Source organism: Bacillus sp. DX4.1 (genome assembly GCF_030348195.1).
GTDB lineage: Bacteria > Bacillota > Bacilli > Bacillales > Bacillaceae_G > Bacillus_A.
This window is the reverse complement of record NZ_JAUCFT010000008.1, coordinates 3,660,171-3,684,251: the sequence shown is the minus strand read 5'-3', so window position 1 is coordinate 3,684,251 and position 24,081 is coordinate 3,660,171. Positions and strand designations below refer to the sequence as shown.

General features: G+C 37.6%; 27 protein-coding genes, 1 riboswitch and 1 other annotated feature. Of the genes, 18 read left to right on the top strand and 9 right to left on the bottom strand.

Features of this window, described 5'->3' with window-relative positions:
- Nucleotides 1-2 precede the first annotated feature (2 nt).
- The 3 genes from argF to QUF99_RS21690 all read left to right on the top strand — a co-directional run bounded on the left by argF (nt 3) and on the right by QUF99_RS21690 (nt 1,843).
- Entirely contained in the window at nt 3-953 is a 951-nt protein-coding gene (gene argF, locus QUF99_RS21700; RefSeq protein WP_289372808.1) for an ornithine carbamoyltransferase, read from the top strand.
- Nucleotides 954-1,053: 100 nt separating this feature from the next.
- Nucleotides 1,054-1,605 (top strand): DUF2062 domain-containing protein, encoded by a 552-nt coding sequence (locus QUF99_RS21695; RefSeq protein ID WP_289372807.1) that lies wholly within the window; start codon nt 1,054-1,056, stop codon nt 1,603-1,605.
- 55 nt (nt 1,606-1,660) lie between these two features.
- Nucleotides 1,661-1,843, top strand: a complete 183-nt coding sequence (locus tag QUF99_RS21690; RefSeq protein WP_289372806.1) for a hypothetical protein — start codon at nt 1,661-1,663, stop codon at nt 1,841-1,843.
- 23 nt (nt 1,844-1,866) lie between these two features.
- On the opposite strand, the gene QUF99_RS21685 is transcribed toward QUF99_RS21690, so the two are convergent.
- Both QUF99_RS21685 and QUF99_RS21680 read right to left on the bottom strand, forming a co-directional pair.
- Nucleotides 1,867-2,313: a MarR family winged helix-turn-helix transcriptional regulator gene (locus QUF99_RS21685; protein WP_289372803.1), complete on the bottom strand. Its 447-nt coding sequence runs from the start codon at nt 2,311-2,313 to the stop codon at nt 1,867-1,869.
- Nucleotides 2,314-2,385: 72 nt separating this feature from the next.
- A complete protein-coding gene (locus QUF99_RS21680) occupies nt 2,386-3,156 on the bottom strand; it encodes a GDSL-type esterase/lipase family protein (RefSeq protein ID WP_289372802.1) in 771 nt (256 codons plus the stop codon).
- Between the two features lie 273 nt (nt 3,157-3,429).
- On the opposite strand from QUF99_RS21680, the gene cpdB reads away from it, so the two are divergent.
- Nucleotides 3,430-5,694, top strand: a complete 2,265-nt coding sequence (gene cpdB / locus QUF99_RS21675) for a bifunctional 2',3'-cyclic-nucleotide 2'-phosphodiesterase/3'-nucleotidase (RefSeq protein ID WP_289372800.1) — start codon at nt 3,430-3,432, stop codon at nt 5,692-5,694.
- Between the two features lie 82 nt (nt 5,695-5,776).
- On the opposite strand, the gene nhaC is transcribed toward cpdB, so the two are convergent.
- Complete coding sequence (gene nhaC / locus QUF99_RS21670; protein ID WP_289372799.1) at nt 5,777-7,150, bottom strand: Na+/H+ antiporter NhaC; 1,374 nt, start codon at nt 7,148-7,150, stop codon at nt 5,777-5,779.
- 244 nt (nt 7,151-7,394) lie between these two features.
- Nucleotides 7,395-7,615, bottom strand: a binding site (T-box leader).
- A 144-nt stretch (nt 7,616-7,759) separates the two neighbouring features.
- Between nhaC and QUF99_RS21665 the strand changes: the two genes are divergently transcribed.
- The 8 genes from QUF99_RS21665 (at nt 7,760) to QUF99_RS21630 (ending at nt 14,635) form a co-directional block, all read left to right on the top strand.
- Nucleotides 7,760-8,116, top strand: coding sequence for a hypothetical protein (locus QUF99_RS21665; RefSeq protein ID WP_289372797.1), 357 nt, complete (start codon nt 7,760-7,762; stop codon nt 8,114-8,116).
- 113 nt (nt 8,117-8,229) lie between these two features.
- Nucleotides 8,230-9,627 (top strand): adenosylmethionine--8-amino-7-oxononanoate transaminase, encoded by a 1,398-nt coding sequence (gene bioA / locus QUF99_RS21660; protein WP_483298613.1) that lies wholly within the window; start codon nt 8,230-8,232, stop codon nt 9,625-9,627.
- Nucleotides 9,627-10,355 (top strand): dethiobiotin synthase, encoded by a 729-nt coding sequence (gene bioD, locus QUF99_RS21655; RefSeq protein ID WP_289372795.1) that lies wholly within the window; start codon nt 9,627-9,629, stop codon nt 10,353-10,355. The genes bioA and bioD overlap by 1 nt, the downstream gene beginning before the upstream one ends.
- The gene (gene bioF / locus QUF99_RS21650; RefSeq protein WP_289372793.1) at nt 10,321-11,508 is read left to right on the top strand and encodes an 8-amino-7-oxononanoate synthase; all 1,188 of its coding nucleotides are present in this window, start codon (nt 10,321-10,323) and stop codon (nt 11,506-11,508) included. The genes bioD and bioF overlap by 35 nt, the downstream gene beginning before the upstream one ends.
- Nucleotides 11,505-12,221: an alpha/beta fold hydrolase gene (locus tag QUF99_RS21645; protein ID WP_289372792.1), complete on the top strand. Its 717-nt coding sequence runs from the start codon at nt 11,505-11,507 to the stop codon at nt 12,219-12,221. The genes bioF and QUF99_RS21645 overlap by 4 nt, the downstream gene beginning before the upstream one ends.
- Nucleotides 12,211-13,068: a malonyl-ACP O-methyltransferase BioC gene (gene bioC / locus QUF99_RS21640; RefSeq protein ID WP_289372790.1), complete on the top strand. Its 858-nt coding sequence runs from the start codon at nt 12,211-12,213 to the stop codon at nt 13,066-13,068. The genes QUF99_RS21645 and bioC overlap by 11 nt, the downstream gene beginning before the upstream one ends.
- Nucleotides 13,022-14,020 (top strand): biotin synthase BioB, encoded by a 999-nt coding sequence (gene bioB / locus QUF99_RS21635; RefSeq protein WP_289372788.1) that lies wholly within the window; start codon nt 13,022-13,024, stop codon nt 14,018-14,020. Before bioC ends, bioB begins: the two co-directional genes overlap by 47 nt.
- A gap of 294 nt (nt 14,021-14,314) precedes the next feature.
- Nucleotides 14,315-14,635, top strand: a complete 321-nt coding sequence (locus tag QUF99_RS21630; RefSeq protein ID WP_289372786.1) for a hypothetical protein — start codon at nt 14,315-14,317, stop codon at nt 14,633-14,635.
- Nucleotides 14,636-14,660: 25 nt separating this feature from the next.
- Here the strand turns inward: QUF99_RS21630 and ribH are convergent, their stop codons facing one another.
- Genes ribH through ribD form a run of 4 tightly spaced genes read right to left on the bottom strand, consistent with a single transcriptional unit; the run spans nt 14,661 to nt 18,090 of the window.
- A complete protein-coding gene (ribH, locus tag QUF99_RS21625; protein ID WP_289372784.1) occupies nt 14,661-15,122 on the bottom strand; it encodes a 6,7-dimethyl-8-ribityllumazine synthase in 462 nt (153 codons plus the stop codon).
- 23 nt (nt 15,123-15,145) lie between these two features.
- Nucleotides 15,146-16,339, bottom strand: coding sequence for a bifunctional 3,4-dihydroxy-2-butanone-4-phosphate synthase/GTP cyclohydrolase II (locus tag QUF99_RS21620; RefSeq protein WP_289372782.1), 1,194 nt, complete (start codon nt 16,337-16,339; stop codon nt 15,146-15,148).
- Between the two features lie 12 nt (nt 16,340-16,351).
- Complete coding sequence (gene ribE, locus QUF99_RS21615) at nt 16,352-16,996, bottom strand: riboflavin synthase (protein ID WP_289372781.1); 645 nt, start codon at nt 16,994-16,996, stop codon at nt 16,352-16,354.
- Complete coding sequence (ribD, locus tag QUF99_RS21610; protein ID WP_289372779.1) at nt 16,978-18,090, bottom strand: bifunctional diaminohydroxyphosphoribosylaminopyrimidine deaminase/5-amino-6-(5-phosphoribosylamino)uracil reductase RibD; 1,113 nt, start codon at nt 18,088-18,090, stop codon at nt 16,978-16,980. The genes ribE and ribD overlap by 19 nt, the downstream gene beginning before the upstream one ends.
- A 310-nt stretch (nt 18,091-18,400) precedes the next feature.
- Nucleotides 18,401-18,544, bottom strand: a riboswitch (FMN riboswitch).
- 200 nt (nt 18,545-18,744) lie between these two features.
- Here ribD and crcB (QUF99_RS21605) point away from each other — a divergent pair.
- Together crcB (QUF99_RS21605) and crcB (QUF99_RS21600) are read left to right on the top strand one after the other, a co-directional pair.
- Nucleotides 18,745-19,149: a fluoride efflux transporter CrcB gene (gene crcB, locus QUF99_RS21605; RefSeq protein ID WP_289372778.1), complete on the top strand. Its 405-nt coding sequence runs from the start codon at nt 18,745-18,747 to the stop codon at nt 19,147-19,149.
- Nucleotides 19,146-19,499: a fluoride efflux transporter CrcB gene (gene crcB, locus QUF99_RS21600; protein WP_289372776.1), complete on the top strand. Its 354-nt coding sequence runs from the start codon at nt 19,146-19,148 to the stop codon at nt 19,497-19,499. The genes crcB (QUF99_RS21605) and crcB (QUF99_RS21600) overlap by 4 nt, the downstream gene beginning before the upstream one ends.
- 38 nt (nt 19,500-19,537) lie before the next feature.
- On the opposite strand, the gene QUF99_RS21595 is transcribed toward crcB (QUF99_RS21600), so the two are convergent.
- Nucleotides 19,538-19,780: a CDGSH iron-sulfur domain-containing protein gene (locus QUF99_RS21595; RefSeq protein ID WP_289372774.1), complete on the bottom strand. Its 243-nt coding sequence runs from the start codon at nt 19,778-19,780 to the stop codon at nt 19,538-19,540.
- 104 nt (nt 19,781-19,884) lie between these two features.
- Between QUF99_RS21595 and QUF99_RS21590 the strand changes: the two genes are divergently transcribed.
- Nucleotides 19,885-20,127 carry a DUF2552 family protein gene (locus tag QUF99_RS21590; RefSeq protein ID WP_286121792.1) on the top strand — a complete coding sequence of 81 codons (243 nt, stop codon included), beginning with the start codon at nt 19,885-19,887 and terminating at the stop codon, nt 20,125-20,127.
- A 21-nt stretch (nt 20,128-20,148) separates the two neighbouring features.
- Here the strand turns inward: QUF99_RS21590 and QUF99_RS21585 are convergent, their stop codons facing one another.
- The gene (locus tag QUF99_RS21585) at nt 20,149-21,072 is read right to left on the bottom strand and encodes an alpha/beta hydrolase (RefSeq protein ID WP_289372772.1); all 924 of its coding nucleotides are present in this window, start codon (nt 21,070-21,072) and stop codon (nt 20,149-20,151) included.
- 73 nt (nt 21,073-21,145) lie between these two features.
- Here QUF99_RS21585 and QUF99_RS21580 point away from each other — a divergent pair, with 73 nt between their 5' ends.
- The 3 genes from QUF99_RS21580 (at nt 21,146) to QUF99_RS21570 (ending at nt 24,034) form a co-directional block, all read left to right on the top strand.
- Nucleotides 21,146-21,637: a GNAT family N-acetyltransferase gene (locus tag QUF99_RS21580; RefSeq protein WP_289372770.1), complete on the top strand. Its 492-nt coding sequence runs from the start codon at nt 21,146-21,148 to the stop codon at nt 21,635-21,637.
- Nucleotides 21,638-21,810: 173 nt separating this feature from the next.
- Nucleotides 21,811-22,974: a cation:proton antiporter gene (locus QUF99_RS21575; protein WP_289372764.1), complete on the top strand. Its 1,164-nt coding sequence runs from the start codon at nt 21,811-21,813 to the stop codon at nt 22,972-22,974.
- Nucleotides 22,975-23,092: 118 nt separating this feature from the next.
- The gene (locus QUF99_RS21570; protein ID WP_289372763.1) at nt 23,093-24,034 is read left to right on the top strand and encodes a LacI family DNA-binding transcriptional regulator; all 942 of its coding nucleotides are present in this window, start codon (nt 23,093-23,095) and stop codon (nt 24,032-24,034) included.
- The last annotated feature ends 47 nt before the right edge of the window (nt 24,035-24,081 follow it).

Below are 24,081 nucleotides of genomic sequence, written 5' to 3'. Positions count from 1 at the left end.
CTATGTCAACTGTACAAGTACCGAAATTACAAACAAAGGATCTTTTAACATTAGAAGAACTGACGCAAGAAGAAATGGTAGCGTTAATTGAATTTGCAATTCATTTAAAAAAGGAAAAACATTCACTTTTATTAGAAGGGAAAATATTAGGGATGATTTTTGATAAACATTCAACTCGTACGCGTGTTTCTTTTGAAGCGGGGATGGTGCAACTCGGTGGCCATGGAATGTTTTTAAGTGGAAAAGAAATGCAGCTTGGAAGAGGAGAAAGTGTTTCAGATACGGCAAAAGTACTGTCTCACTATATTGACGGAATTATGATCCGTACATTCTCACACGCCGATGTAGAAGAGCTAGCAAAAGAGGCAAGTATTCCAGTTATTAATGGGTTAACAGATGATCATCATCCATGTCAAGCATTGGCCGATTTGATGACAATTTATGAAGAAGTTCATACGTTTAAAGGAATCAAGCTTGCTTACGTAGGTGATGGAAATAATGTTTGCCATTCGTTATTGTTAGCGAGTGCAAAAGTCGGTATGCATATGACAGTAGCGACTCCACTTGGGTATGAGCCGAGTGAATGTATTATGAAACGTGCATTAGCAATTGCGAGTGAGACAGGAGCAACGATTGAAATCATGAATAATCCAGAGCAGGCAGTGAAAGATGCTGACTTTATCTATACGGATGTTTGGATGAGTATGGGGCAAGAAAATAATGAGGAAAAATATACGTTATTTCAGCCGTTTCAAGTGAATGAGCAGCTCGTTCAGCATGCAAAGAAAACATATCGTTTCTTACATTGCTTACCGGCTCATCGTGAAGAAGAAGTGACAGGGACTATTATAGATGGTCCGGGGTCTGTTGTCTTTGAGCAAGCTGGTAATCGATTGCATGCACAAAAAGCATTATTAGTAAGTTTATTGCAAAATGTGAAAAAACCTTCCTAATGTGGGGAGGTTTTTATGACGAAATGTCTGATGTATATTTGGCGATTATTATTTATATCCTTTATAATGTAGGAAAATTCTTATTAAAGAGATGATAATCGTGCAAACAAGTAAAAAAACATATTCTTTTTTTCAACGTATATGGCGAGCAGTAAAGCTGAACTATTATAAATTGCTGCGTTCATCAGAAGGGGCTAAATCAGTGTCTAGGGGTTTTGCTATTGGGTTTGGTTTGGAAATGCTTGTGATTTATACAGCGTCGCTTGTCTATCTTATTTTTTACCCAATTGTACGTATAGCAAAAGGGTCGTTTCCGGCTGCGGTTATTGGAAATATTATCGGGAAAGTGACATTTCTTCCAGTATTTCTTTTTCCATTTGCATATGCACTTGGAAAAATCCTGTATCCCTTTGAAGTAAAGGTAATTCATCATAAACCATATACGATAGCTGATCTTTTCTCCAGTAATATATTCATGATGTTAAAGAGCTTACTGCAGAGTGAAGTATATGTATTAATTGGAATGACGATTTTTGGTGTGGTATTTGGGGTTATTTCCTATTTTGTCGTGTATTATTTATATGAAAAAAATCGTAAGTTGCGGTTAACAAAGAGAAAAAAGCGTGTTAGAGAACCGCTTGTACAAATATAAAGAATGTCACATTCATTTTCGACCTTGAATATGCTTAAAAAAAGGGGGAAAATGAATGTTTTTTTATTATGTACCTCGGGTATATCCGTATATGACCTATTACCCTGTTCCGTACACAAGACAACAGTTTGAACCAGTTCAGCCAGTTCAACCAGTTCCATCTTCTCAGGAACGAAAGCCTTACTTAACAACATGGCCGTATTCAAATGTATATTATGGAAACTATTATGAATCATAAAGCTGCTTCCAAAAGAAGCAGCTTTACACGTTTGTTTTTAATATTAAATTTTGAATCGTTTGAAGCGAATGAATCAATTGTTCTCGGTCACTTTCAGATAATGTTTGGAAATTTTCTTTCAGTTTGTCTAAAATGAATTGCTGATATTGACTTACTAATGATTTCCCTTCAGTTGTAAGAGAAATTAAAATGACCCGTCGATCTTTTTCGCTATAATGACGCTCTATAAGTTCCTCTTGAATAAGTTTATTTAAGAGAGGTGTCATGTTGGGCCGTGAAATCGCTAATCGCTTTCCGATTTCTGACACTGCTAATGTGCCACGGTCATGCAATAACAGTAGCACCTGTGTATGTGACGGTGGCATGTGCCTTTGAGAAGGAAATTCTCCAGGAAGCATAAACTTGCGATAAAAAAGAGGCACTAACGAAAGAAGATGATCAACAATACGTTCCCACTCACGTGATGCCATATAAAGGCCCCCTTCCATTCTCATTGTATCAAAAAATGAGAATGTGTAAAAATAGAATTGTTCGTTATTTTATTAATATTTATAGGATAATACTTGTTTAGTAAACGTATTGGCAATAATTTCATAACCTTTGTCATTTGGATGTACCTGATCGTACAGTAATTCTTTTTTATCATTAGGTAATAATTTCCGAACAGGTAAGACGATAGATGGAGGATTGGCTTTGGAAATAGAATAAACGGAATCATTCCAACCATCTAAAAACATATCTGCATAAGAAGCAATTGAATCATCGAGTTTTAAAGGATTATAAAGCTCTGATAAAACAAGTAAAGCGTTTGGATTAATAGAGCGAATTGTATTTACAATTTCTTTTAAATCTTTTTCAAAGTGTCCTTTTTCTGTGTTTAGCATTTTAATGCCGTCAATGACACCGACATTTCGATTTAAACGTAATACATTATTTCCGCCAATACTAATTGTAATCAAATTCGAGTTTTTAATTTTTTGCTGCACTTCCTCTGAATGAATCATTTGAACAAGACGATCCGTTGTTAAACCATTCACACCGAGGTTTTCCACTGTAATTGGCTTATGAAGCTGTTCTCCTATTTGATTAGAAGCAATTTGTACATATCCTCCTTGCGTAGATCCATAGCCTTTTGCAAGAGAATCACCTAATACAAGATGATAAAAGGAATTGTTTGTTTGCTTATCAATCCAGCGAGGAGCTGATGTTGCAGGTTTTTCTTTTTGCTTATTTGTCTCATCGTTCTTTTCGAAATACGAATAAGAAATGATTAGAAGGAGGAGACAAAGTATAGTTAAGATGACTTTTTTCATAAGTTTATCCTCCTTGTAATTGGTTATTTTATCATATTCAGCCATATAAGCAATGGAAGGTTATATTATATCTTTATGAAAATTCTATAAAAAATTTACGGAAAATTTGTAGAAGTGTGTCAAAATTTATTGACGATATGAAACCCTGTTCGGTATGATAATGTCAGATAAGTGAAGATATACCAATTTAATGGGACGGAAAAAGAGAATATTGCTTGAGAGAGCTGCTCATTAGAGGGGAATAAAGGTTTCACTTTATAAGGGGGATTTTTTGTGAAGAAATCAAAGAAAGTGTTTGCAGGAGCAACACTTGCGTTAGGTGTTATGGCACCGCAAGTATTGCCGACGATTGCCCATGCAGAAGGAGAGGGACAAGCAGAGGCAAGTACTGTAAAACTACGTATATTAGAAACGTCTGATATTCATGTGAACTTAATGAATTATGACTATTATCAAACGAAAACGGATAATAAAGTCGGTTTAGTCCAAACTGCGACTCTTGTAAATGAAGCGCGTAAAGAAGCGAAAAACTCGGTACTATTTGACGATGGGGATGCATTGCAAGGAACGCCGCTTGGGGATTACGTAGCACAAAAAGGGCTGAATGGCAATTATGTGCATCCACTATATCGTTTAATGAATATAATGAAGTATGACGTCATTTCTCTTGGGAATCATGAATTTAACTATGGCTTAGATTACTTAAATAAAGCGATTGGTAAAACGGAATTTCCTGTTATTAACTCAAACGTATATAAAGATGATCATGATAACAATGAAGAAAACGATCAAAACTATTTTAAACCATACCATGTATTTGAAAAAGAAGTAGAAGATGAAGCTGGTCAGAAACATAAAGTGAAAGTCGGTGTAATGGGCTTTGTACCACCGCAAATTATGAGTTGGGATAAAGCGAACTTAGAAGGAAAAGTAAAAGCAAAAGATATTGTGCAAAGTGCGAAGAAAATGATACCGAAAATGAAAGCTGAAGGTGCGGATATTATCGTTGCATTGGCTCATTCAGGTATTGATACAAACGGATATAATGTTGGAATGGAAAATGCATCGTTTCATTTAACTGAAATTCCTGGTATTGATGCAGTATTAACAGGGCATTCACATACGGTTGTAACCGATACATTTAATGGCGTTCCAGTTGTTATGCCAGGTGCATTCGGAAGCAATCTAGGTGTAATTGATATGCAGCTGAAACAAGTAAATGGAAAATGGGAAGTCCAAAAAGAAAAATCTGTTCCAACTGTCCGTCCGATTGCAGATGCTAAAGGAAATGCGCTTGTACAGTCTGATCAAAAATTAGTTGATGCAGTGAAAGATGATCACGAAGCAACGATTAAATATGTGAATACACCAGTTGGTAAGACAACAGCGCCGATTAATAGTTATTTTTCACTTGTACAAGATGATCCATCGATTCAACTCGTTACGAATGCTCAAAAGTGGTATGTAGAAAAGGTGTTTGCAAATCCACAATATGCAAAATATAAAGATATACCAGTATTATCAGCTGGCGCACCATTTAAGGCTGGTGGTAGAAACGGAGCAACATATTACACAGATATTCCAGCAGGAACACTGGCAATTAAAAACGTTGCCGATTTATATGTATATCCGAACACATTATATGCGGTAAAAGTAAATGGCGCACAAGTAAAAGAGTGGCTGGAAATGTCTGCAGGTCAGTTCAATCAAATTGATCCAAAGAAAGCAGAAGAACAACCGTTAGTGAATTTAGGCTATCCTACATATAATTTTGATGTTTTAGATGGTGTGAAATACGAAATTGATGTGACGCAACCAGCAAAGTATGATAGAGACGGAAAAGTAGTGAACCAAAATGCGAAGCGTATTGTAAATGAAACATATGACGGGAAGCCGTTAACGGACGATCAAGAATTTATTGTCGCGACAAATAATTACCGAGGTAGCAGTCAATCATTCCCTGGTGTGAGTAAGGGAGAAGTTGTTTATCAATCTCAGGATGAAACGCGCCAAATCATTGTGAAATATATGGAACAAACACCAGTTATGAATCCGACAGCAGATCAAAATTGGGCATTTAAGCCGATTACTGCTGAAAAATTAAATGTTACATTCGACTCTTCACCGAATGCACAAAAATATATTACAAAAGAAGGAAACATTTCTTATGTTGGTCCATCAGAAAATGAGTTTGCTAAATATGCAATTGACTTAACGAAAAAAAATGAACCGAATGGTGAAAATAAACCAACACCACCGACTGGTGAAGGAAACGACGGGGATAAGCCAACACCACCGACTGATACCGGAAACAATGAAGAAAAACCAACAACTTCTGATAATGGAAATGAACAAAAACAAGATGAAAATAAAGATACAACAAAACCAGCACAAGTTGTTCAGGAAAAGGAAACAAATACAGTAGAACGAGACCTTCCGAAAACAGGAGCAAATATTTTCTCTACAATAGGAGCAGGTCTTGCATTTATCAGTGCAGGTATTTTCGTACTCTTTAGAAGAAAAAAATCAAATCAATAAAGTAAAACTTGCATAAGTTTAGAACAAAAAAAGGATGATTGCCAGCAAGATTAGGCAATCATCCTTTTTCTATATATATATATTAAGACATTGATACTGATTTTTCTTTCTTCCATGAAAGGCCAAAGCCTGTAAATCCAACAATGATTGTCACAACTGGACAAGCCAGGCAGAAGATTGCGTATGGGACATACTCAATTGTTGGAACGTTTAGTACACTTGCTAAAAAGACACCACTTACACCCCATGGTACAAGCGGATTAATTACTGTACCAGCATCTTCTAACACGCGTGATAAATTGCGACGTTTTAGTCCGACTTCATCGTATTTGTTCGCAAATGCTTGCCCTGTTAATACAATGGATAAGTATTGCTCACCAAGTAAGAAGTTAACACCAATTGCTGTTGCTGCAGTAGAAATAATTAAACGTGCACTCGTTTTAACAAAATTAGCAATGATGTTCATAAGCTGTGCGATAATGCCCATTCCTTGTAATAATCCACCCATACAAAGAGCTAGAAAAATAAGTGCAATTGACATCATCATACTTTGTAAACCACCGCGTGTTAATAAACTATCAATATCTTTTATACCTGTCTGAGATACATATCCATCTTGCATCACTTTCATTAACTCAGCAAGAGATGTACTCGGTTTGAAAATAAATAAGATGATAATTCCAGCTACAATTCCGGCAAGTAAAGTTGGAACAGCTGGTACTCTTTTAAAAGCAAGTACGAACAGTAATAGAATAGGAATGAGTGTGAAAATCGAAACAATCGTATTCTCTTCTAATGTTTTTGTAAAGGAAGAGAATTCAACATTCCCAGAAGCACCGCTTCCTAGAATGAAAAAAGCGATAAAAGCGATAATGAAAGCGGGAATTGTTGTCCAAAGCATATTACGAATATGTTCAAATAAATCCACTCCTGTTACAGCAGGTGCTAAGTTTGTTGTATCAGATAGAGGAGACATTTTATCTCCGAAGAAAGCGCCGGAAACAATTGCACCAGCAACAAGAGCTGGGTCGTAGCCAAGAGCACTACCCATTCCCATAAAGGCAAGTCCTACTGTTGCTGCTGTTGTAAAGGCACTACCAATACTTGTTCCAACAATTGCACAAACAACAAAGACTGTAGGTACGAAAAATTTTGGAGATACAAGCTGGAAGCCGTATACCATTAAAGTTGGAATTGTCCCAGCTGCAATCCAAACACTAATTAATACACCAACGAGTAAAAAAATGAAAATGGATGGAATACCAGCTGAAATGCTGTTTGTCATTCCAGTTTCCATATCAGACCAAGATATTTTTTTTATGAATCCAAAAGCAAGTAATACGATAATACCAAATAAAATAGGAATGTGCGGTGATGCTTGTAATTCAATTACACTAAAGCCAATACAGAAAAAGATCAAAAGTGTTAAAAGAATAGACTCGATTTTTGTAGTCATTGTTAAATCCCCCTGTGTAAAAGTTTCCTTTTTATATAAAATTCGCCAATATTGTGTATTTCCTTCTAAAATTTAGAATTTTTTGACAAATTACCGGTAATTGTTTAACACCATAAAAAAACGCCCCTGCAATAAATGCAGGGACGAATAGCTCGCGGTACCACCCTAGCTTGTAAAATGAAAGTAGCACAAAATAGAGGAACGCACATGTAACCAAATAAAATAAAAACGCCCCTGCAATAAATGCAGGGACGAAAAAATCGCGGTACCACCCTAAATTGTGAAACAGTTTCATTTCACCACTTTGCAGAAATAACGGTCTATAACCGTCTTTTACTACTCCGATTGTTTCGTAAAAGAAGCTCAAGGGGGTAATTCATACTTCGCTCTGTACTGGTTCGCACCGACCACCAGCTCTCTGAAATCAAAAAACGGAATACTACTAAATCCTATCATCGCCGATTCATATGATGTTAGTTAAATTTTTATCACATATCTATCTAACATGTCAACATATATTTTTATCATTTTCCATCATAGGATTAATAACGGAATATTCTTTTATTTTTCATTTTGTGCGTTATAATGAAAAGAGAAAGGAGGGGGGCAATGAAGAAGAAAGTGTTTCTTTTTACTACGTTACTCACAGTCATTGGTAGTGCTGGAATTTATACAGCTTTTGCATCATCTCCCGATCAGCCAAAACAAAAGATAGAGCAGAAAACACAAACAAAGGAATTAGAAAAAGTAAGAGAGGAAAAGAGAACGAAGGAAACTGCTGATAAACTTGATGTTTCAATAGAAGGGAAAACAGAGAAAGAACTTCAGAAAGAGTTAAATACAGCTCGATTTGAGAAGCGTCATGAATTACTGAGAGACTATGCAAAGCAACTTGGAATTGATACAGAAGGAAAAAAAGATGAAGAGATTATTTTGGAAATTGGAAAGATACAACATGGAAAGTAGAACGGCTTATCTTATGATGAGTCGTTCTTTTTTAAGAATATTATTGTTCAAAAAGAATTGACAGCATTTTAATTATAATGTTAACTTAATTTATACGAAAGTTAACATTAGGGGTGACAATTGTGACTGTTAGTAGTAATACAAGTAAAGAAACAACTTATACATATGAAGAGTTGGCTGAGAAAAATAAGGCGTATGTATGGCATCCGTTTACGCAAATGAAAGATTATTTAGCGGAAGATCCCGTTATTATTGAGCGGGGAGAAGGTCGTAAATTATATGACGTAAATGGAAATGGTTATTGGGATGGTGTCTCATCCATTTGGCTAAATGTTCATGGACATCATGTGCCAGAATTAGATGATGCAATTCGTGAACAATTAAATAAAATTGCACATTCTACCATGCTGGGGCTTGCCAATGTACCATCGATTTTACTTGCCGAAAAAGTCATTGAAGTTGTTCCAGAGGGATTGAAAAAAGTATTCTATTCGGATTCTGGTTCTACAGCTGTCGAAATTGCGATAAAAATGGCTTTTCAATATTGGCAGCATAAGGGGAAACCTGAAAAACAAAAATTTATTACATTAAAAGAAGCGTATCATGGCGACACAATTGGTGCTGTGTCGGTAGGAGCAATTGACTTGTTTCACCAAGTGTACAGTTCGCTCTTATTTGATGCGATAAAAATGCCATATCCATATACATACCGTTCTCCTTATGGAAATGATAAAGAACAAATTGTTCGAAAACATTTGGAAGAAATGGAAGAGCTATTAAAAGAAAAACATAGCGAGGTTGCGGCAATTATTGTTGAGCCGTTAATGCAAGGTGCAGGCGGCATGATTACAATGCCAAAAGGTTATTTAAAAGGACTTCGTGATCTTTGTACAACATATAATGTTTTATTTATTACAGATGAAGTGGCGACAGGATTTGGCCGTACCGGAAAAATGTTTGCTTGTGAACATGAAGATGTTACTCCTGATATTTTAACAGCAGGAAAAGGTTTAACAGGCGGATATTTACCAGTGGCAATTACTGTAACGACAGATGAAATTTACGATGCTTTTCTAGGTAATTATGAAGAACAGAAAACATTTTTCCATGGTCATAGTTATACAGGAAATCCACTAGGCTGCGCAGTGGCCATAGCAAACTTAGAACTTTATGAAAAAAGGGATCTTGTAGAAGGTGTTTCGCATAAAGCAGCATATGTGGAAAAACAATTGGAAGCACTTTATGCATACAAGCATGTCGGGGATATTCGTCAGTGTGGACTGATGATTGGAATTGAACTCGTGAAAAATAAAGAAACGAAAGAGTCGTTTGATTGGACAGAGCGAGTAGGAGTGGCAGTATGTAAGCGATCTAGAGAATTGGGAATGATTTTACGTCCGCTTGGTAACACGATTGTGTTTATGCCACCGCTAGCATCTACGATAGAAGAGATTGATGAAATGATTCGCATTTTATATCAAGCAATTGCGGATGTTACGGAGGGAGAATAATGAGCGGCTTTTTTATAACAGCAACAGATACTGAAGTCGGAAAAACAGTTGTTACAGGAGCGTTAGTAGGAATGCTAAGAAACCGCGGCTATAACATCGGGGTATATAAGCCGTTACAAAGTGGACATGTTGCTTCTAATCCAGAAGGAGATGCGTTTAGATTGAAAGTGGCATCGGGTGTAACGACAGCGGAGGAGAGAATTTGTCCCTATTCTATTGAAGAACCTCTTGCGCCGAGACTCGCGATGAAACGAGCGGGAAGAGCTGTGCACTTAAAGCAAATTATAACGTATTACCATGAACTGTTAAAAGAATTTGATGGTTTATTTGTAGAAGGAGCGGGGGGGCTTGCTGTTCCTTATACAGAAGATGCACTTGTAGTGGATTTTGCTAAGCAACTACAGTTGCCGTTGATCATTGTTGCCCGTCCGACACTTGGGACTGTTAATCATACGGTTTTAACAATCTCCTATGCAAAGGCGCATGGCTTATCTGTTGCTGGTGTCATTTTATCTGGCTGTAAAGAACATGAAAAAGAGAGGGTATTAGAGAATAAAGAAATGATAGAGGAATTAAGTGGTGTACCCGTTCTAGGTTTATTGCCAGCCCTTCGTGAAGGTTTTACTCGAGATGAATTGCTATATGCAGCAGAGGAGAGTATTGCGATTTCAAAATTAGAGGAGTTATTACGCAATGAATCAAGCGTGGAAAACACATTTTCAATCTAAATTAAATCGTTTGACGGAAAAATCACAACATCGCCGATTGTTTGTAACAGAACAGTCAGACGAAGCTTGGCTCGTTCGTAACGGACGAAATATGCTAAATTTAGCTTCTAATAATTATTTAGGCTTAGCTGGGGATGAACGATTAAAAGAAGCGGCAATCGAAGCGACACAACAGTATGGAGTAGGAGCAACAGCTTCAAGGCTCGTTGTTGGGAATTATCCATTATATGAAGATGCTGAGCAGTGTTTATGTAAGTGGAAAGAAACTGAAAGTGCGATGATTGTAAGTAGTGGATATACAGCAAATCTTGGTGCGATTTCTTCGTTAGTAAGCCGCCATGACATCGTTTTTAGCGATAAATTGAATCATGCAAGCATCGTTGATGGAATCGTCCTGAGTGGTGCGGAACATAAACGTTATCGTCATAATGATTTAGAACATTTGGAAAAGTTGTTACAGATAGCGCCTGTAGCGAAGAGAAAATTAATTGTAACAGACACTGTTTTTAGCATGGATGGTGATACCGCGCATTTAAAAGATTTAGTTATGCTTAAAGAAAAGTATGGGGCTTTTCTGATGGTTGATGAAGCGCATGCGGGAGGTATATACGGAAAGCATGGTGCAGGGTTGGCTCATATTGAACAAGGACTTTCCGAACAAATTGACATTCATATGGGAACGTTTAGTAAAGCGTTAGGGTGCTATGGTGCTTATCTAGCAGGCAATGAAATCTGTATAGATTATATGAAGAATGTGATGAGAAGCTTTATTTTCACAACGGCGTTACCGCCAAGTACGCTTGGAGCAATCAAACGCGCAATTGAAATTGTAAAAGAAGATGAACAACGTCGTCAACGACTTTTGGAAAATGGCACGTATTTTCGCAATGCTTTACAAGAAGCTGGTTTCAATATTGGTGATAGTACGACACATATTGTACCAGTTATTGTTGCATCAAATGAAGCTGTGATTCATTTTAGTGAGAAATTGCAGGAAGCAGGAATTGCTGCGATTGCGATCCGGCCACCAACCGTTCCATATGATAGTTCACGCATTCGATTTGCAGTTACGGCTCAGCATACAAAAGCTGATTTACAATGGGCAATTGACCAGATTGTAAGAATTGGCAAAGATGAGGGGGTAATGATATGAAACAGACTCACATTGTTCTGATTCCTGGATGGGGAATGGAAGAACAAGTTTGGGATTCGTTACTCCCGTATTTTCAAGAGTATGCAGTTCAGATTGTTGAATGGCGTGATGTAAAAGAACTTAGTGACTTTGCAGAACGAGTGATAGCAGCCACGAAGGGGCAGGAAACGATCTTGATTGGCTGGTCACTCGGTGCATTAGCTGCTCTCCAAGTATGTGATAGGGTACAGATAGAAGGAATGATTTTAATAGGTGGTACAGCAAAGTTTACCGTGAGTGAGGATTATGAGGACGGATGGAAAGGATCTTTTGTAGAGCGAATGAAAAGAAGCTTGGTAAAGCAAAAGGATGGCACGTTGAACCGTTTTTATAGGAGTATGTTTGCGGAACAGGAGACACAAGAAAGCGAATGGTTTATGAGCATTGTGGAAGGGTTTCAAGGAGATTCTATTGATTCTTTGCAAATTGGACTCGACTATTTAATAGAAGCGGATGTGAGAAGTAAGCTAGAGCATATAAAGGCACCTATATTACTTCTTCACGGAGAAAAAGACACGATATGTCCACTTTCTGCTGCTCACTATATTCAAGAGAATACGAACGCTACGCTTAAGGTGATACAAGGAGCCGGGCACGCACTTTGTACGACAAATTCGGAATATTGCGCAAACGAAATCAATCAGTTTGTAGAGGGGATACAACATGATCAATAAAACGTTATTACAAAAACGATTTAACGGGGCAGCTGTATCCTATGATCAATATGCAAATGTGCAAAAAAGGATGGCGCACCAATTACTTTCTACAATGAAAGAACGGTATGACAGGGTGTCGTCTATCCGTATTTTAGAACTTGGATGTGGCACAGGTTATGTGACCGAGCAGCTTGCAATTTCTTTTCCAAACGCAACAATTACAGCGGTTGACTTTGCTGAAAGTATGGTTGCAGTTGCCAAAATGAGAAATCATGTAGAATCAGTTACATTTCGCTGTGAAGACATTGAAAAGCTTACATTAAATGAAACATTTGATGTCATCATCTCTAGTGCAACATTTCAATGGTTAAACGATCTGCAAGCAACGGTCAAAAATTTATATCGTCATGTATATGAAAATGGCTTGTTGTTATTTTCGACGTTTGGGGATCAAACGTTTCAAGAGCTGCATACATCATTTCAGCGTGCCAAAGCAGAACAAAGTATGCAAAATAGCGTTGCTGTTGGACAACGTTTTTTGACGAGAAGACAATTGCAAGGCGTATGTGAAAGTGTAACAGGGGATGTTCATGTTGATGAAACATGTTACATAGAAAGGTTTGCTACAGTTCGCGGATTTCTACAGTCCATCCGGAAGGTAGGAGCGACGAATAGTAATGCAGAGTCCTATTGTCAAAGCCCTTCTATCTTTCGGACAATGCTTCGCATATACGAAAGAGATTTCACGGAAGAAGGAGAAATTGTAGCAACGTATCATGCTTTATTTGCGTATATTGAAAAAGAGGGGAAGAGAAAAAATGAAACAAGTACAAACGAAAACAGATTGGAAACAAATTGCATCTGAAGTTGTAGAAGGAAGAAGCATTACGAAAGAAGAAGCTGTAGCGATTTTACAGGCAGACGATACAGAAGTGTTAGAAATTATGAATGCTGCATATATCATTCGTCACCATCACTTTGGTAAAAAAGTAAAGTTAAATATGATTATTAATACGAAATCTGGATTATGTCCAGAGGATTGTGGATATTGCTCACAGTCTATCGTATCAGAGGCGCCAATTGATAAGTATGCATGGTTAACACAAGAAAAAATCGTTGAAGGTGCACACGAAGCAGTTCGCCGAAAAGCAGGTACATATTGTATTGTTGCTTCTGGACGTCGCCCAACTGATAAAGAGGTAAATCATGTCATTGGTGCGGTAAAAGAAATTCGTGATACAACAGATTTGAAAATTTGCTGCTGCCTCGGATTTTTAAATGAAGATCAAGCAGGAAGGTTAGCAGAAGCGGGTGTTCATCGCTATAATCATAACTTAAATACACATGCGAATAATTATGATAGTATTTGTTCAACACATACGTATGATGACCGCGTTGACACAGTAGAAAAAGCAAAGCAAGCTGGTATTTCTCCATGTTCGGGCGCGATTTTTGGAATGGGAGAAACAATTGAACAGCGAGTGGAAATTGCGCTTGAATTACAACGTTTAGATGCGGATTCTATTCCATGTAACTTCCTTGTTTCTGTGAAAGGTACGCCGTTAGAAGGGCAAAAAGAATTAACGCCGGTAGAATGTTTGAAGGTGCTAGCAATGATGCGCTTTGTTAATCCATCAAAAGAAATTCGTATTTCTGGTGGTCGCGAAATCAATTTGCGTTCCGTGCAGCCACTTGGTCTGTTTGCAGCAAACTCTATCTTTGTTGGTGATTATTTAACAACCGAAGGACAGGAACCAACAGCTGACTGGGGTATGATTGAAGATTTAGGATTTGAAATTGAAGAATGTGCACTATAAAAAAAGAAAGCTCCTTTGGGGCTTTCTTTTTTTTGTAAATAAAATGGAATAAAACGCTTAGAAACCTTTATCCTGCTATTCGCGGGTAGTAATACCCTACCTCAAAATTTGGTAGGAAGTCAAGAAGTTAGGTGAGGGCTAATAATCAATGGGAGATGAAGAAAGCCCCACTGATTAAAGTTTCACTTTATATGATTGGTTTTCTAACAGAAAAAACACAATGTGTGGACGCATTTTCCAATCCGTAATTGTACATAGTAAAAGAGTAATTCATATCGGTTTGGAGGATCTCGCATGCACAAATATATATTAGCTATTATGACTTTTCTTATTTTATTAAAGGCAATTAGTGCTGATCCAGTTAAGGTAGCTGAAAATCCAGAGCAGAAAGAAATGCAACAAAGAATTGAACAGCATTTTCGAACTAAAGCTGAGCATCTTGGCATTGAGACAGAAGGAAAAGACTTAAAAGAAGTACGGCAAGAACTTCATATCGTGCAAGAAGAAAAGAAACGGGAAAATGTTTGGAGAACGGCACAAAACCTTCGCATAGCAACTGAAGGGAAAACAATGAATGAATTAATAAAAGACGTACGAAAAAAAGTTAAAAAATAAAGGAGGCCGAAGCCTCCTTTTATTTTTATGACCATTGTTTTGATAAGTGTGCCATTTCAATGGCAGCAACTGCGGATTCATAGCCTTTGTTACCAGCTTTTGTACCAGCGCGCTCAATTGCTTGCTCAATTGTTTCTGTCGTTAATACACCGAAAATAACTGGGATGTCCGTTTGTAGTGATAGAGAAGCAACACCTTTTGCAACTTCATTACAAACATAATCATAGTGCGTTGTAGCACCGCGGATCACCGTGCCAAGTGTAATGACAGCATCATATTTTCCGCTGTTTGCCATTTTTTTTGCGATTAATGGGATTTCAAATGCACCTGGCACCCATGCAACATCAATGCTACCTTCTTCTACACCGTGGCGTTTTAAACCGTCTAACGCACCGCCTAATAGTTTGCTCGTAATAAATTCATTAAAACGTCCAACGACAATCCCTACTTTTAATCCTGTACCAACTAAATGACCTTCGAATACCATAATTTTATCTCTCCCTTAATGTATTATAAATTTAATAAGTGACCTAACTTTTCCGATTTTGTTTGTAAATATGCTTTGTTTTCTTCCTTTGTTGGCATTTGCAAAGGGACGCGTTCGACGACTTCTAAAGCGTAACCTTGTAAGCCTGCAATTTTTCTTGGGTTATTCGTTAATAATCGCAATTGTTGTAAACCTAAATCTTGTAATATTTGAGCGCCAATACCGTAATCGCGAAGATCTGCTGGAAAGCCTAGTTTTTCATTTGCTTCAACTGTATCGAATCCTTCTTCCTGCAGTTTGTATGCGCGTAGTTTATTGAGCAACCCAATACCACGGCCCTCTTGGCGCATATAAAGAAGAACACCTTTTCCTTCCCGCTCAATTTGAGCGAGAGCGGCATGAAGTTGTGGCCCGCAGTCACAGCGGCAAGAGCCGAAAACATCGCCGGTTAAACACTCAGAATGGACGCGGACGAGAATAGGTTCACCTGTTGAAACGTCGCCCTTGATAAGAGCGATGTGCTCTTTCTGATCCAGTGAATTTGAGTAACCGATTGCGTGAAATGTACCAAAATCGGTTGGTAATGTAATTTCAACTTCGCGTGTTACGAGTGTTTTGTGATGACGGCGGTAAGCGATTAAATCTTCGATTGTAATCATTTTTATATCAAATTGTTTTGCAACTTGTAATAAGTCAGGAACTCGTGCCATCGTGCCATCTTCTTTTATAATTTCACAAATGACCCCAGCTGGTGCCGCTCCGCACAGTTTTGCTAAATCAACAGCTGCTTCCGTATGTCCAGCACGGCGAAGAACGCCGCCCTCTTTTGCGATTAACGGAAAGATATGGCCAGGTCGATTAAAATCTGTTCCTTTCGAGTTTGGATTTAATAGCTCACGTACAGTTGTTGCACGTTCGTAAGCACTAATACCGGTTGTTGTAGAAATATGATCAACACTCACTGTAAACGCAGTATGATGAGAATCAGTATTATGAGCAACCATAGGTTCTAATTGTAATCGATCTGCACATTCTTCTGTAATGGGTACGCAGACGAGACCACGGCCATGTGTAATCATAAAATTAATAGCTTCGGGCGTAATATACTCTGCTAAAGCGATGAAATCACCTTCGTTTTCTCGGTGTTCATCATCACATACAATAACAACTTTTCCTTGTTTTAAATCTTCTAGTGCTTCTTCAATACGATGAAACATTGTGCTTCCTCCTTATAGAAATCCGTTTTCTTGTAAAAAGCCTTCTGTCACTGAGTTGTTTCGCCTTGTAGGCTGTAGCACAAAACGCTCGATATATTTCCCGATCATGTCGCATTCTATGTTCACGATATCACCAGCTGCTTTTCCGCCTAATATAGATTCACTTAGTGTGTGTGGAATGAGCGAAATTGTAATAGAAGAATCATCAATATCAAAAATCGTTAAGCTTGTGCCGTCAACAGCAATCGATCCTTTTTGTAAACAATAGCGGAGCAATGTGTCTGGTATTTCGATTTTGTAATAAACAGCATTGTACTGTTGTTTTTTATTCAAAATGGTTCCAATGCCATCGATATGTCCAGTGACGAAATGCCCGCCAAAACGACCGTTTGCTGCGATAGCACGTTCTAAATTCACTTTAGAACTGCGGCTTAGCATTCGGAGTGACGTAGATTTCATCGTTTCTGGCATGACATCAACAGTAAAAGAATGTGCTGTAAAGGAAGTGATGGTTAAACATATTCCATTAACAGCAATGCTGTCGCCTAAGTTTGCATCTGATAAAATCGAAGATGCGGTAATTGTCAGCTTCATCGATTCTCCGCTTTTCTGCATATTTGAAATGGTTCCAAGCTCTTCTACAATTCCTGTAAACATTCAGACACCTCATTTCGCACGGTAGCAACGATTTTTATATCGTCACCAATTTGCTCCATCGTTTGAATTTGCAAGGAAAGAGCGTCTTGTAGTTTTAAAAAACCATTGCCTCCAAACCATGTCGGTGCTGTTTTTCCACCGATTAGTTTCGGGCTTATATATGTCACGAGTTCATTGAAACACTTTGCTTCTAAAAAGCTAGCATGAACCGATTGTCCCCCTTCAACAAAGAGTGAAAGGATGTGTTTCTCTCCAAGAAGGGAAAGAAGGTCACGTATTTCAATATGGCTCGTTTTCATTCGCAATACAGATACCATCGTTGATTCGTATGCTGTTATTTTTTCTTTTTCCACGTCTTTTCCAACAATAATCCATGTTGGTGCCTCTCCATCTGTGATGATATGTGAGGAACGTGGAGTTCGTAAGTGTGTATCTAAAATGATTCGAATTGGATGCTTTCCGCTGTTTGGAAGGCGTGTTGTTAACTGCGGATTATCAGTAATGACAGTATTTACACCAACAAGAATAGCGTCGTGTTCATGCCGATATTGATGAACGTCCGCGCGAGCAGCTTCACCTGTAATCCATTTGCTATCTCCAGTAGCAGTTGCTATTTTTCCGTCTAAGCTCATCGCTGTTTTTAACGTCACAAATGGCTGTTTTGTATTCATGTAGTGGAAAAAGTAGCGATTTAATGCGATTGCTTCTTCCTCAAGGACGCCAATTGTTACAGCGATGCCCGCGTCTTGTAAACGGCTTGCACCGTTACCTGAAACGAGTGGATTGCTATCTAGTGCTGCAATTACAACTCGTTTCACTTGCTTTTCGATCAGTAAATCGCAGCAAGGTGGAGTTTTTCCAAAATGACTGCATGGCTCTAACGTTACATATACAGTGGCGCCTTTTGCTTTGGCTCCTGCCATATGAAGAGCATGAACCTCAGCGTGTTCTTCACCTGCTCGTAGGTGTGCGCCCATTCCAACGATGTTCCCATCTTTTACAACAACAGCACCGACCATTGGATTTGGACTTGTTTGCCCAGCTGTACTTTTTGCTAATTGCAGAGCAATTGTCATATATTCTTGATCAGTCATACGTTTCACCTCTCCTAAGAAAAATCAAAAAACCCCAAGGATAATAAAATCCTTGGGGTTTGGGAGACGTGATTTCTAGAAATATAGTCCGAATACGAGAGTATAGTTAAGAAACCTAGCAATAATTTGTATTTTCGCATTAGAAATAAACCTAGCAAAATACAAATTTTTTACAAGCTAGTCGTATCTTTTTATTTCAGCATAGAAACATAGGTATATAAAAGAAAACATATACAGAGATTCAAAAAGAATCAGTAAAAATGTGTATGCTAAAATAAAAGTGTATTCGATATATATAAGCACTAGAAAACATATCCTTCTCCCATCCAGACTATACTGTCGGCTCTAGAATCTCACTAGATCCACCGTTTTCGAGTTGAAAACGGGTCACGGACTTAGAAGTGTGCACTTCATCACCGCCGGTTGGGAATTTCACCCGACCCCGAAGGATGCTGTTTGCTCACATTATAGCACACAAAAGAAAAAATGTTAGTAAAAAATATTCGAATGTGAAGAATTGTGTGAAAATGAAGGGGAACTTTAATCAGTGTGGGTTCATCCCCCAGGGGGTATTACTGCCCGCAAATAGCGGGGTGAATTTTGCTATACTAGTATGGGAAAGATTTCAGTATGTGCATAAATTGAGGTGGAAATATGAAATATATTGCAGTAGGAATGGGAGGCATTATAGGTGCTTTAGCTCGCTATGGATTAGGACAATGGATGGGATCTACATCTGTAGATGCTTTTCCGTTAGCAACGTGGTCAGCAAATATGATTGGTAGTTTTTTATTAGCATTTTTAACGATGTATTTGTTTCGTATGAAACATGTTTCACTCGTTATGACAAGTGCGATTGGAACAGGGGTTATCGGTTCTTTTACAACTTTTTCGACATTTAGTGTAGAGACGATGAAACTATTACAGCATGAAGCTTTTATGATGGCTTTTTACTATGTAAGTACAAGTGTAGTTGGCGGATTATTATTATCTTTACTCGGGTTTTATCTTGGGAATATGTTGTATGAACGAAGCGTGAAGAAGGAAGGAACGCTATGAATATTTTACTTGTAGGAATCGGTGGTTTTTTCGGAGCGATTGCTAGATTCTTCATGGGCAATGCAATGAAAAAAAAGTACGGAAGTTTGTTTCCATATGGAACATTATTTGTGAACGTATGTGGTTCCTTTTTACTCGGTCTATTGTACGGAGCTGAGGTTAGTAGCATGTGGTTATTATTATGTGGAACCGGATTTATGGGGGCGTTTACAACCTTTTCAACATACAAACTTGAAATCGTACAATTTATACATAAACGTGAAGGACAAAGGGCCGTATTGTATTTGGTAATGAGCTATATCACGGGAATTGGTTCGGCATTCCTAGGCTTTTATATAGGGGGTATGTAAGAAGCACGCACATTGATTTGTGCGTGCTTCTTTCGCTATTATTCTCCTTTTGGTGCTCGAACAACAGATTCAAATTTTCCTTTATGTGAAGCATCACAATATGGCATGTTTTGCGACAAGCCGCAGCGGCATAAAGAAAATGCCGGTTTTGCCGGGAAAGCATTACCTTGTGAATCGATTAGTTCCACATCCCCTGTAATGCGAAACGAACCGTTATCATTTACTTTAATTTGTACTTTTGTCAATGTTATCCCTCCTTCCCAAACGCTTATGTTTATCATATAATTACAGGAACCGCTTTACAATAAGAAAACGATACTTTGTATACGGTAGAAGAGAATGTTATAATAACGTTTATAATTGAGATATAGTAAGGTGAAGAAGCATGAATAAACAAATACGTTCATTACAAACGATCGCGGACGAGCGCACTTGGGTATCATTTTTAAATGATAATCATCCATATAGCTTACTTCATTGGTCGATTGCTGGAGTGCAACAAGAAGCAAAAGACGTTTGGCTACTGCAAGATGAAGTGACATTTCAGACGACAGAATTTCAAACGCTTGATGAAGCGGTGACATGGATTTCTGAAAATATGGAACAAGTTACAGACGTTCTAGCATAGGAAGATATGAAAAGAACAGGCTTACGCAAGCCTGTTCTTTGTTTTATTTACATATGTTCCTAAAAATTGATCAACCGCAGCTTCATATTCTTGTTTATTTTCGTTATAAGAGCAAGCGTGTGCACCATGCTCTGCAATAAAGAGTTGTTTGTTATTTTCTTTTGCTTCATACAATGCTTTCGTCATATCACATAAAATATAGTCATCTTCTTTGCTGTGAATAAAGAGCACTGGATTTTGTATATTTTTTACACAATCAATCGGAGAAACCTCGCGAATTGTATAGCCATCACGAACTTTTAACAAGGCGTTTGCTAATGGTAATAGCGGCCATTTTGGTAGGTGAAACTCGACTTTTAAACGATGATGTAGCTGATCGTAAAAGTCGGAAAATGGACAATCGGCAATGTAAAAATCAGCACCGTCTTCTACCATACCTGCGTATTGTAACAATGTCGCAGCTCCCATGGATTCCCCGTGAATACCGAGTGTAATATTCTTTCCAAAACGTTCTTTTAACCAATCGACTACAGTTTTTAGGTCATACTTTTCATAGTAGCCATAACTTGTCGTTTTCCCACCGGTTTTCCCGTGGCGACGATGATCATAAATAAACACGTTATACCCTCTGTTCAAAAATAAATTGGCATATTTGACAGAGTTTATTTTATTCACGGTTACACCGTGGCAAAAAATCATAAATTTATTAGAATTACCTGCAGAAATGTAGTATCCGTGCATGTCGTATCCGAATTGAGAAGGGATAAAGACTTCTTCTTTTGGAATAGATTCAAAATCTTCTACGCGAAAATGTTTTTTGGTTTCACGTTCTAAAATTTCTTCCTCTGATTTCTTCTTTAAGTACATCACTTTATTGGTAAAGAAAATACTGATACCAATTAACACTCCTAATATGGTTAGCAATGCTGTGAAAAATCGTTTCATGCTTTAACCTCCATATAACTGCATATGATACAATTATTGTATCATAATGATGGGAAAAGGGGAGTGATAAAGCATGTTTCACATACAAAAAATAACAAAGGAAATGAGAGAACATATTGGACAATTCATGTGTGAGAATTGGGGGAGCTCATTGATGGTTTCACGTGGACAGGTTCACCAATTAGATCAATTACCGGGTTTTGTTGCAATTGAAAATAACAGAATTATAGGAATTATTACATATCAAATAAAAGAGAAGCATTGCGAGATTGCCTCACTTGATAGTTTTCAGGAAAATAATGGGATTGGAACGAAACTTGTAGAATGTGTAATCGAGTTTGCAAAAAGACAGTTTTGTAAAAAGGTATGGCTTATCACAACAAATGATAATACAAATGCACTTCGTTTTTATCAGAAGTTTGGTTTTAAAATGACAAATTTATATGTAGATGCAGTGAAAGAAGCACGGAACATAAAACCAGAAATTCCGCTTATTGGCTATGACAACATTCCAATATTACATGAGATTAAATTAGAATATTTTTTTTGTAAGATTATTGATTAAATATAGTGAAAAAAATATACCTATTATATAAATAGGAAGTATTATTTTTATAGGGATTAAATGGTATTTTAAACGTAAATAATTGTAGGATGAACCGAATTTGATAATTTCACAGACTAGTAGAAGTTGTATATAATTAATCCGATGAGTAAGATGAGAAAAGGAGAGATGAGATGGAATTTTTCTTCCAAATAGCGTTGATTTTGTTAAGTACGAAACTTGCAGGTGACATCAGTGTCAGGCTAGGGCAACCGTCTGTACTTGGAAAATTGATTATTGGTATCGTTATTGGTCCAGCTTTATTAGGGTGGATTGATAATTCAGAGTTAATTAAGCAGTTAAGTGAAGTAGGGGTTATTCTCCTTATGTTTATGGCTGGTTTAGAAACGGACTTAAAAGAATTAAATGAAAATCGTAATTCTTCTTTAGCGGTTGCGGTTGGTGGAATCGTTCTTCCGTTTGTTGGTGGTTATGTTGCAGGGCTTGTTATGGGCATGGAACAAGGAAATGCTGTCTTTTTAGGATTGCTTCTTTGTGCAACGAGTGTTAGTATCTCTGTGCAAACGCTTCGGGATTTAGGAAAAATGAAAACGCGTGAAAGTACAACGATGCTTGGAGCAGCTGTATTTGATGATATTCTAGTTGTTATTTTACTAGCCTTTGCCATGAGCTTCTTAGGTACAGGTGATGTAAACTTAACAATGATTATCTTGAAAAAGGTTGTCTTCTTTGCGGCGATTATCCTAATCGGATGGAAGGGCGTTCCGATGATTATGCGCTGGTTATCTCCATTACGCGTATCAGAATCCATTATTAGTGCAGCTCTTATTATTTGCTTCGCTTTTGCGTACTTTGGCGAATTATTAGGAATTGCGGGGATTATCGGAGCGTTTGCGGCTGGGATTGCTATCTCCCAAACAGATTATAAACATGAAGTAGAAAAGAAAGTGGAACCAATTGCTTATGCGATGTTTGTTCCCGTATTCTTTGTAAGTATTGGGATGAATATTACGTTTGCTGGTATTGGTGATAAAATTTGGTTTATCGCTATTTTAACAGTGATTGCTGTACTAACAAAACTAGTTGGATGTGGTTTTGGTGCACGGATGACAGGATTTGATTTCCAGTCATCTACAATCATTGGAGCTGGAATGGTTTCTCGGGGTGAGGTTGCTCTTATTATCGCAGGGCAGGGACTTGCTTCTGGATTGCTAGCACAGGACTATTTCACGGCAATTGTCATCGTTGTTATTTTAACGACAATGATTACACCGCCTATGTTGAAAAAGACATTTACAGTGAAAGATAGACAGTTAAAACAAGAGAGAAGTGCTTAATAAGCGCTTCTTTTTTTTATGTAACAATTTTCAGAAATATAAAACAATAACCTTGACGAATGTCAGATTTTGTTTTAGGTTTAAACTGTAAGCTATTACCATATTAAGGGGTGACGATGTGGCAACAATACGTGATGTTGCAAAGTTGGCAGGTGTTTCAGTCGCAACCGTTTCACGAGTCATTAATGAAAAAGGATACGTACATGAAGATACAGTAAAACAAGTAAAACAAGCAATTGAAGAATTACAATATAAGCCAAACGCAGTAGCGAAGGCATTGTTTAAAAAATCTTCGACGATGATTGCTATACTTGTATCAAATTTACAAGATCCATCGTATATAACCTTGCTTCGTTCGGTAGAAGAAGCTGCCTATAAAGAGGGCTATCAAATTGTTGTTTGCAACGTAGAAAATAAAAGTGGATACATAGATATACTTTTGCAAAATAATATTGCAGGAGTCATTATGACGAGAGAGGTATCTGCACACCTAGACGAGCTTTCTATTCCATTTATTGTACTGGAGATGGAAGAACAACAAGTTGTCTCTGCTTATTATGAAAGTGCTAGAAAGGCTGTTGTTTTATTAAAAGAAAAAGGTTGCCATTTTGTTGCTTATATACAAGAAGAGGCAGAAGCTGATGTAATGGAAGAGCACGTATCGGGTTTTTTAGATGCTGTTTGGGAAGAACAAATTGCTTATCGGGAAGAACAAATAACTGCTCATGAGGAAGAGAGAGAAAGAGAAATCATCGAAATATTACGGAAGCATCCTTATATAGAAGGCATTGTAGCTTCTAGTGATGCTGTTGCGATTTCGGCAATTCGTGCGGCGAAATCTCTTGGCATTCATATACCAAAACAATTACAAGTGATTGGTTTTAAAGGGAGCTTGCAAGGTGAAGGGATTACTCCCTCTTTAACGACAATCGGAAGTTCTATTGATAATCAAGGAACAATTGCAGTGCAGAAGTTGATGGGGAAAATAAAGAAGAAACAAGTAAGACGTGAGGAATTGGAAAATGATTTTATCTTAATTGAGCGTGAATCTACAAAGTAAAAGGTGCGTCTGTGAAACGCACCTTTTTTCTTATAGAGTGCTTTTCG

Bases quoted from the DNA above. Each gene is read 5' to 3' on its own strand.
- QUF99_RS21575 (WP_289372764.1), top strand. From the start codon at position 21,811: ATGGAATTTTTCTTCCAAATAGCGTTGATTTTGTTAAGTACGAAACTT.
- nhaC (WP_289372799.1), bottom strand. From the start codon at position 7,150: ATGACTACAAAAATCGAGTCTATTCTTTTAACACTTTTGATCTTTTTC.
- ribE (WP_289372781.1), bottom strand. From the start codon at position 16,996: ATGTTTACAGGAATTGTAGAAGAGCTTGGAACCATTTCAAATATGCAG.
- QUF99_RS21580 (WP_289372770.1), top strand. From the start codon at position 21,146: ATGTTTCACATACAAAAAATAACAAAGGAAATGAGAGAACATATTGGA.
- QUF99_RS21585 (WP_289372772.1), bottom strand. From the start codon at position 21,072: ATGAAACGATTTTTCACAGCATTGCTAACCATATTAGGAGTGTTAATT.
- bioC (WP_289372790.1), top strand. From the start codon at position 12,211: ATGATCAATAAAACGTTATTACAAAAACGATTTAACGGGGCAGCTGTA.
- QUF99_RS21595 (WP_289372774.1), bottom strand. From the start codon at position 19,780: ATGATAAACATAAGCGTTTGGGAAGGAGGGATAACATTGACAAAAGTA.
- QUF99_RS21590 (WP_286121792.1), top strand. From the start codon at position 19,885: ATGAATAAACAAATACGTTCATTACAAACGATCGCGGACGAGCGCACT.
- ribD (WP_289372779.1), bottom strand. From the start codon at position 18,090: ATGACTGATCAAGAATATATGACAATTGCTCTGCAATTAGCAAAAAGT.
- QUF99_RS21630 (WP_289372786.1), top strand. From the start codon at position 14,315: ATGCACAAATATATATTAGCTATTATGACTTTTCTTATTTTATTAAAG.
- crcB (WP_289372778.1), top strand. From the start codon at position 18,745: ATGAAATATATTGCAGTAGGAATGGGAGGCATTATAGGTGCTTTAGCT.
- QUF99_RS21620 (WP_289372782.1), bottom strand. From the start codon at position 16,339: ATGTTTCATCGTATTGAAGAAGCACTAGAAGATTTAAAACAAGGAAAA.
- bioB (WP_289372788.1), top strand. From the start codon at position 13,022: ATGAAACAAGTACAAACGAAAACAGATTGGAAACAAATTGCATCTGAA.
- argF (WP_289372808.1), top strand. From the start codon at position 3: ATGTCAACTGTACAAGTACCGAAATTACAAACAAAGGATCTTTTAACA.
- ribH (WP_289372784.1), bottom strand. From the start codon at position 15,122: ATGGTATTCGAAGGTCATTTAGTTGGTACAGGATTAAAAGTAGGGATT.
- QUF99_RS21685 (WP_289372803.1), bottom strand. From the start codon at position 2,313: ATGGCATCACGTGAGTGGGAACGTATTGTTGATCATCTTCTTTCGTTA.
- QUF99_RS21680 (WP_289372802.1), bottom strand. From the start codon at position 3,156: ATGAAAAAAGTCATCTTAACTATACTTTGTCTCCTCCTTCTAATCATT.
- QUF99_RS21690 (WP_289372806.1), top strand. From the start codon at position 1,661: ATGTTTTTTTATTATGTACCTCGGGTATATCCGTATATGACCTATTAC.
- bioF (WP_289372793.1), top strand. From the start codon at position 10,321: ATGAATCAAGCGTGGAAAACACATTTTCAATCTAAATTAAATCGTTTG.
- QUF99_RS21645 (WP_289372792.1), top strand. From the start codon at position 11,505: ATGAAACAGACTCACATTGTTCTGATTCCTGGATGGGGAATGGAAGAA.
- bioD (WP_289372795.1), top strand. From the start codon at position 9,627: ATGAGCGGCTTTTTTATAACAGCAACAGATACTGAAGTCGGAAAAACA.
- crcB (WP_289372776.1), top strand. From the start codon at position 19,146: ATGAATATTTTACTTGTAGGAATCGGTGGTTTTTTCGGAGCGATTGCT.
- QUF99_RS21665 (WP_289372797.1), top strand. From the start codon at position 7,760: ATGAAGAAGAAAGTGTTTCTTTTTACTACGTTACTCACAGTCATTGGT.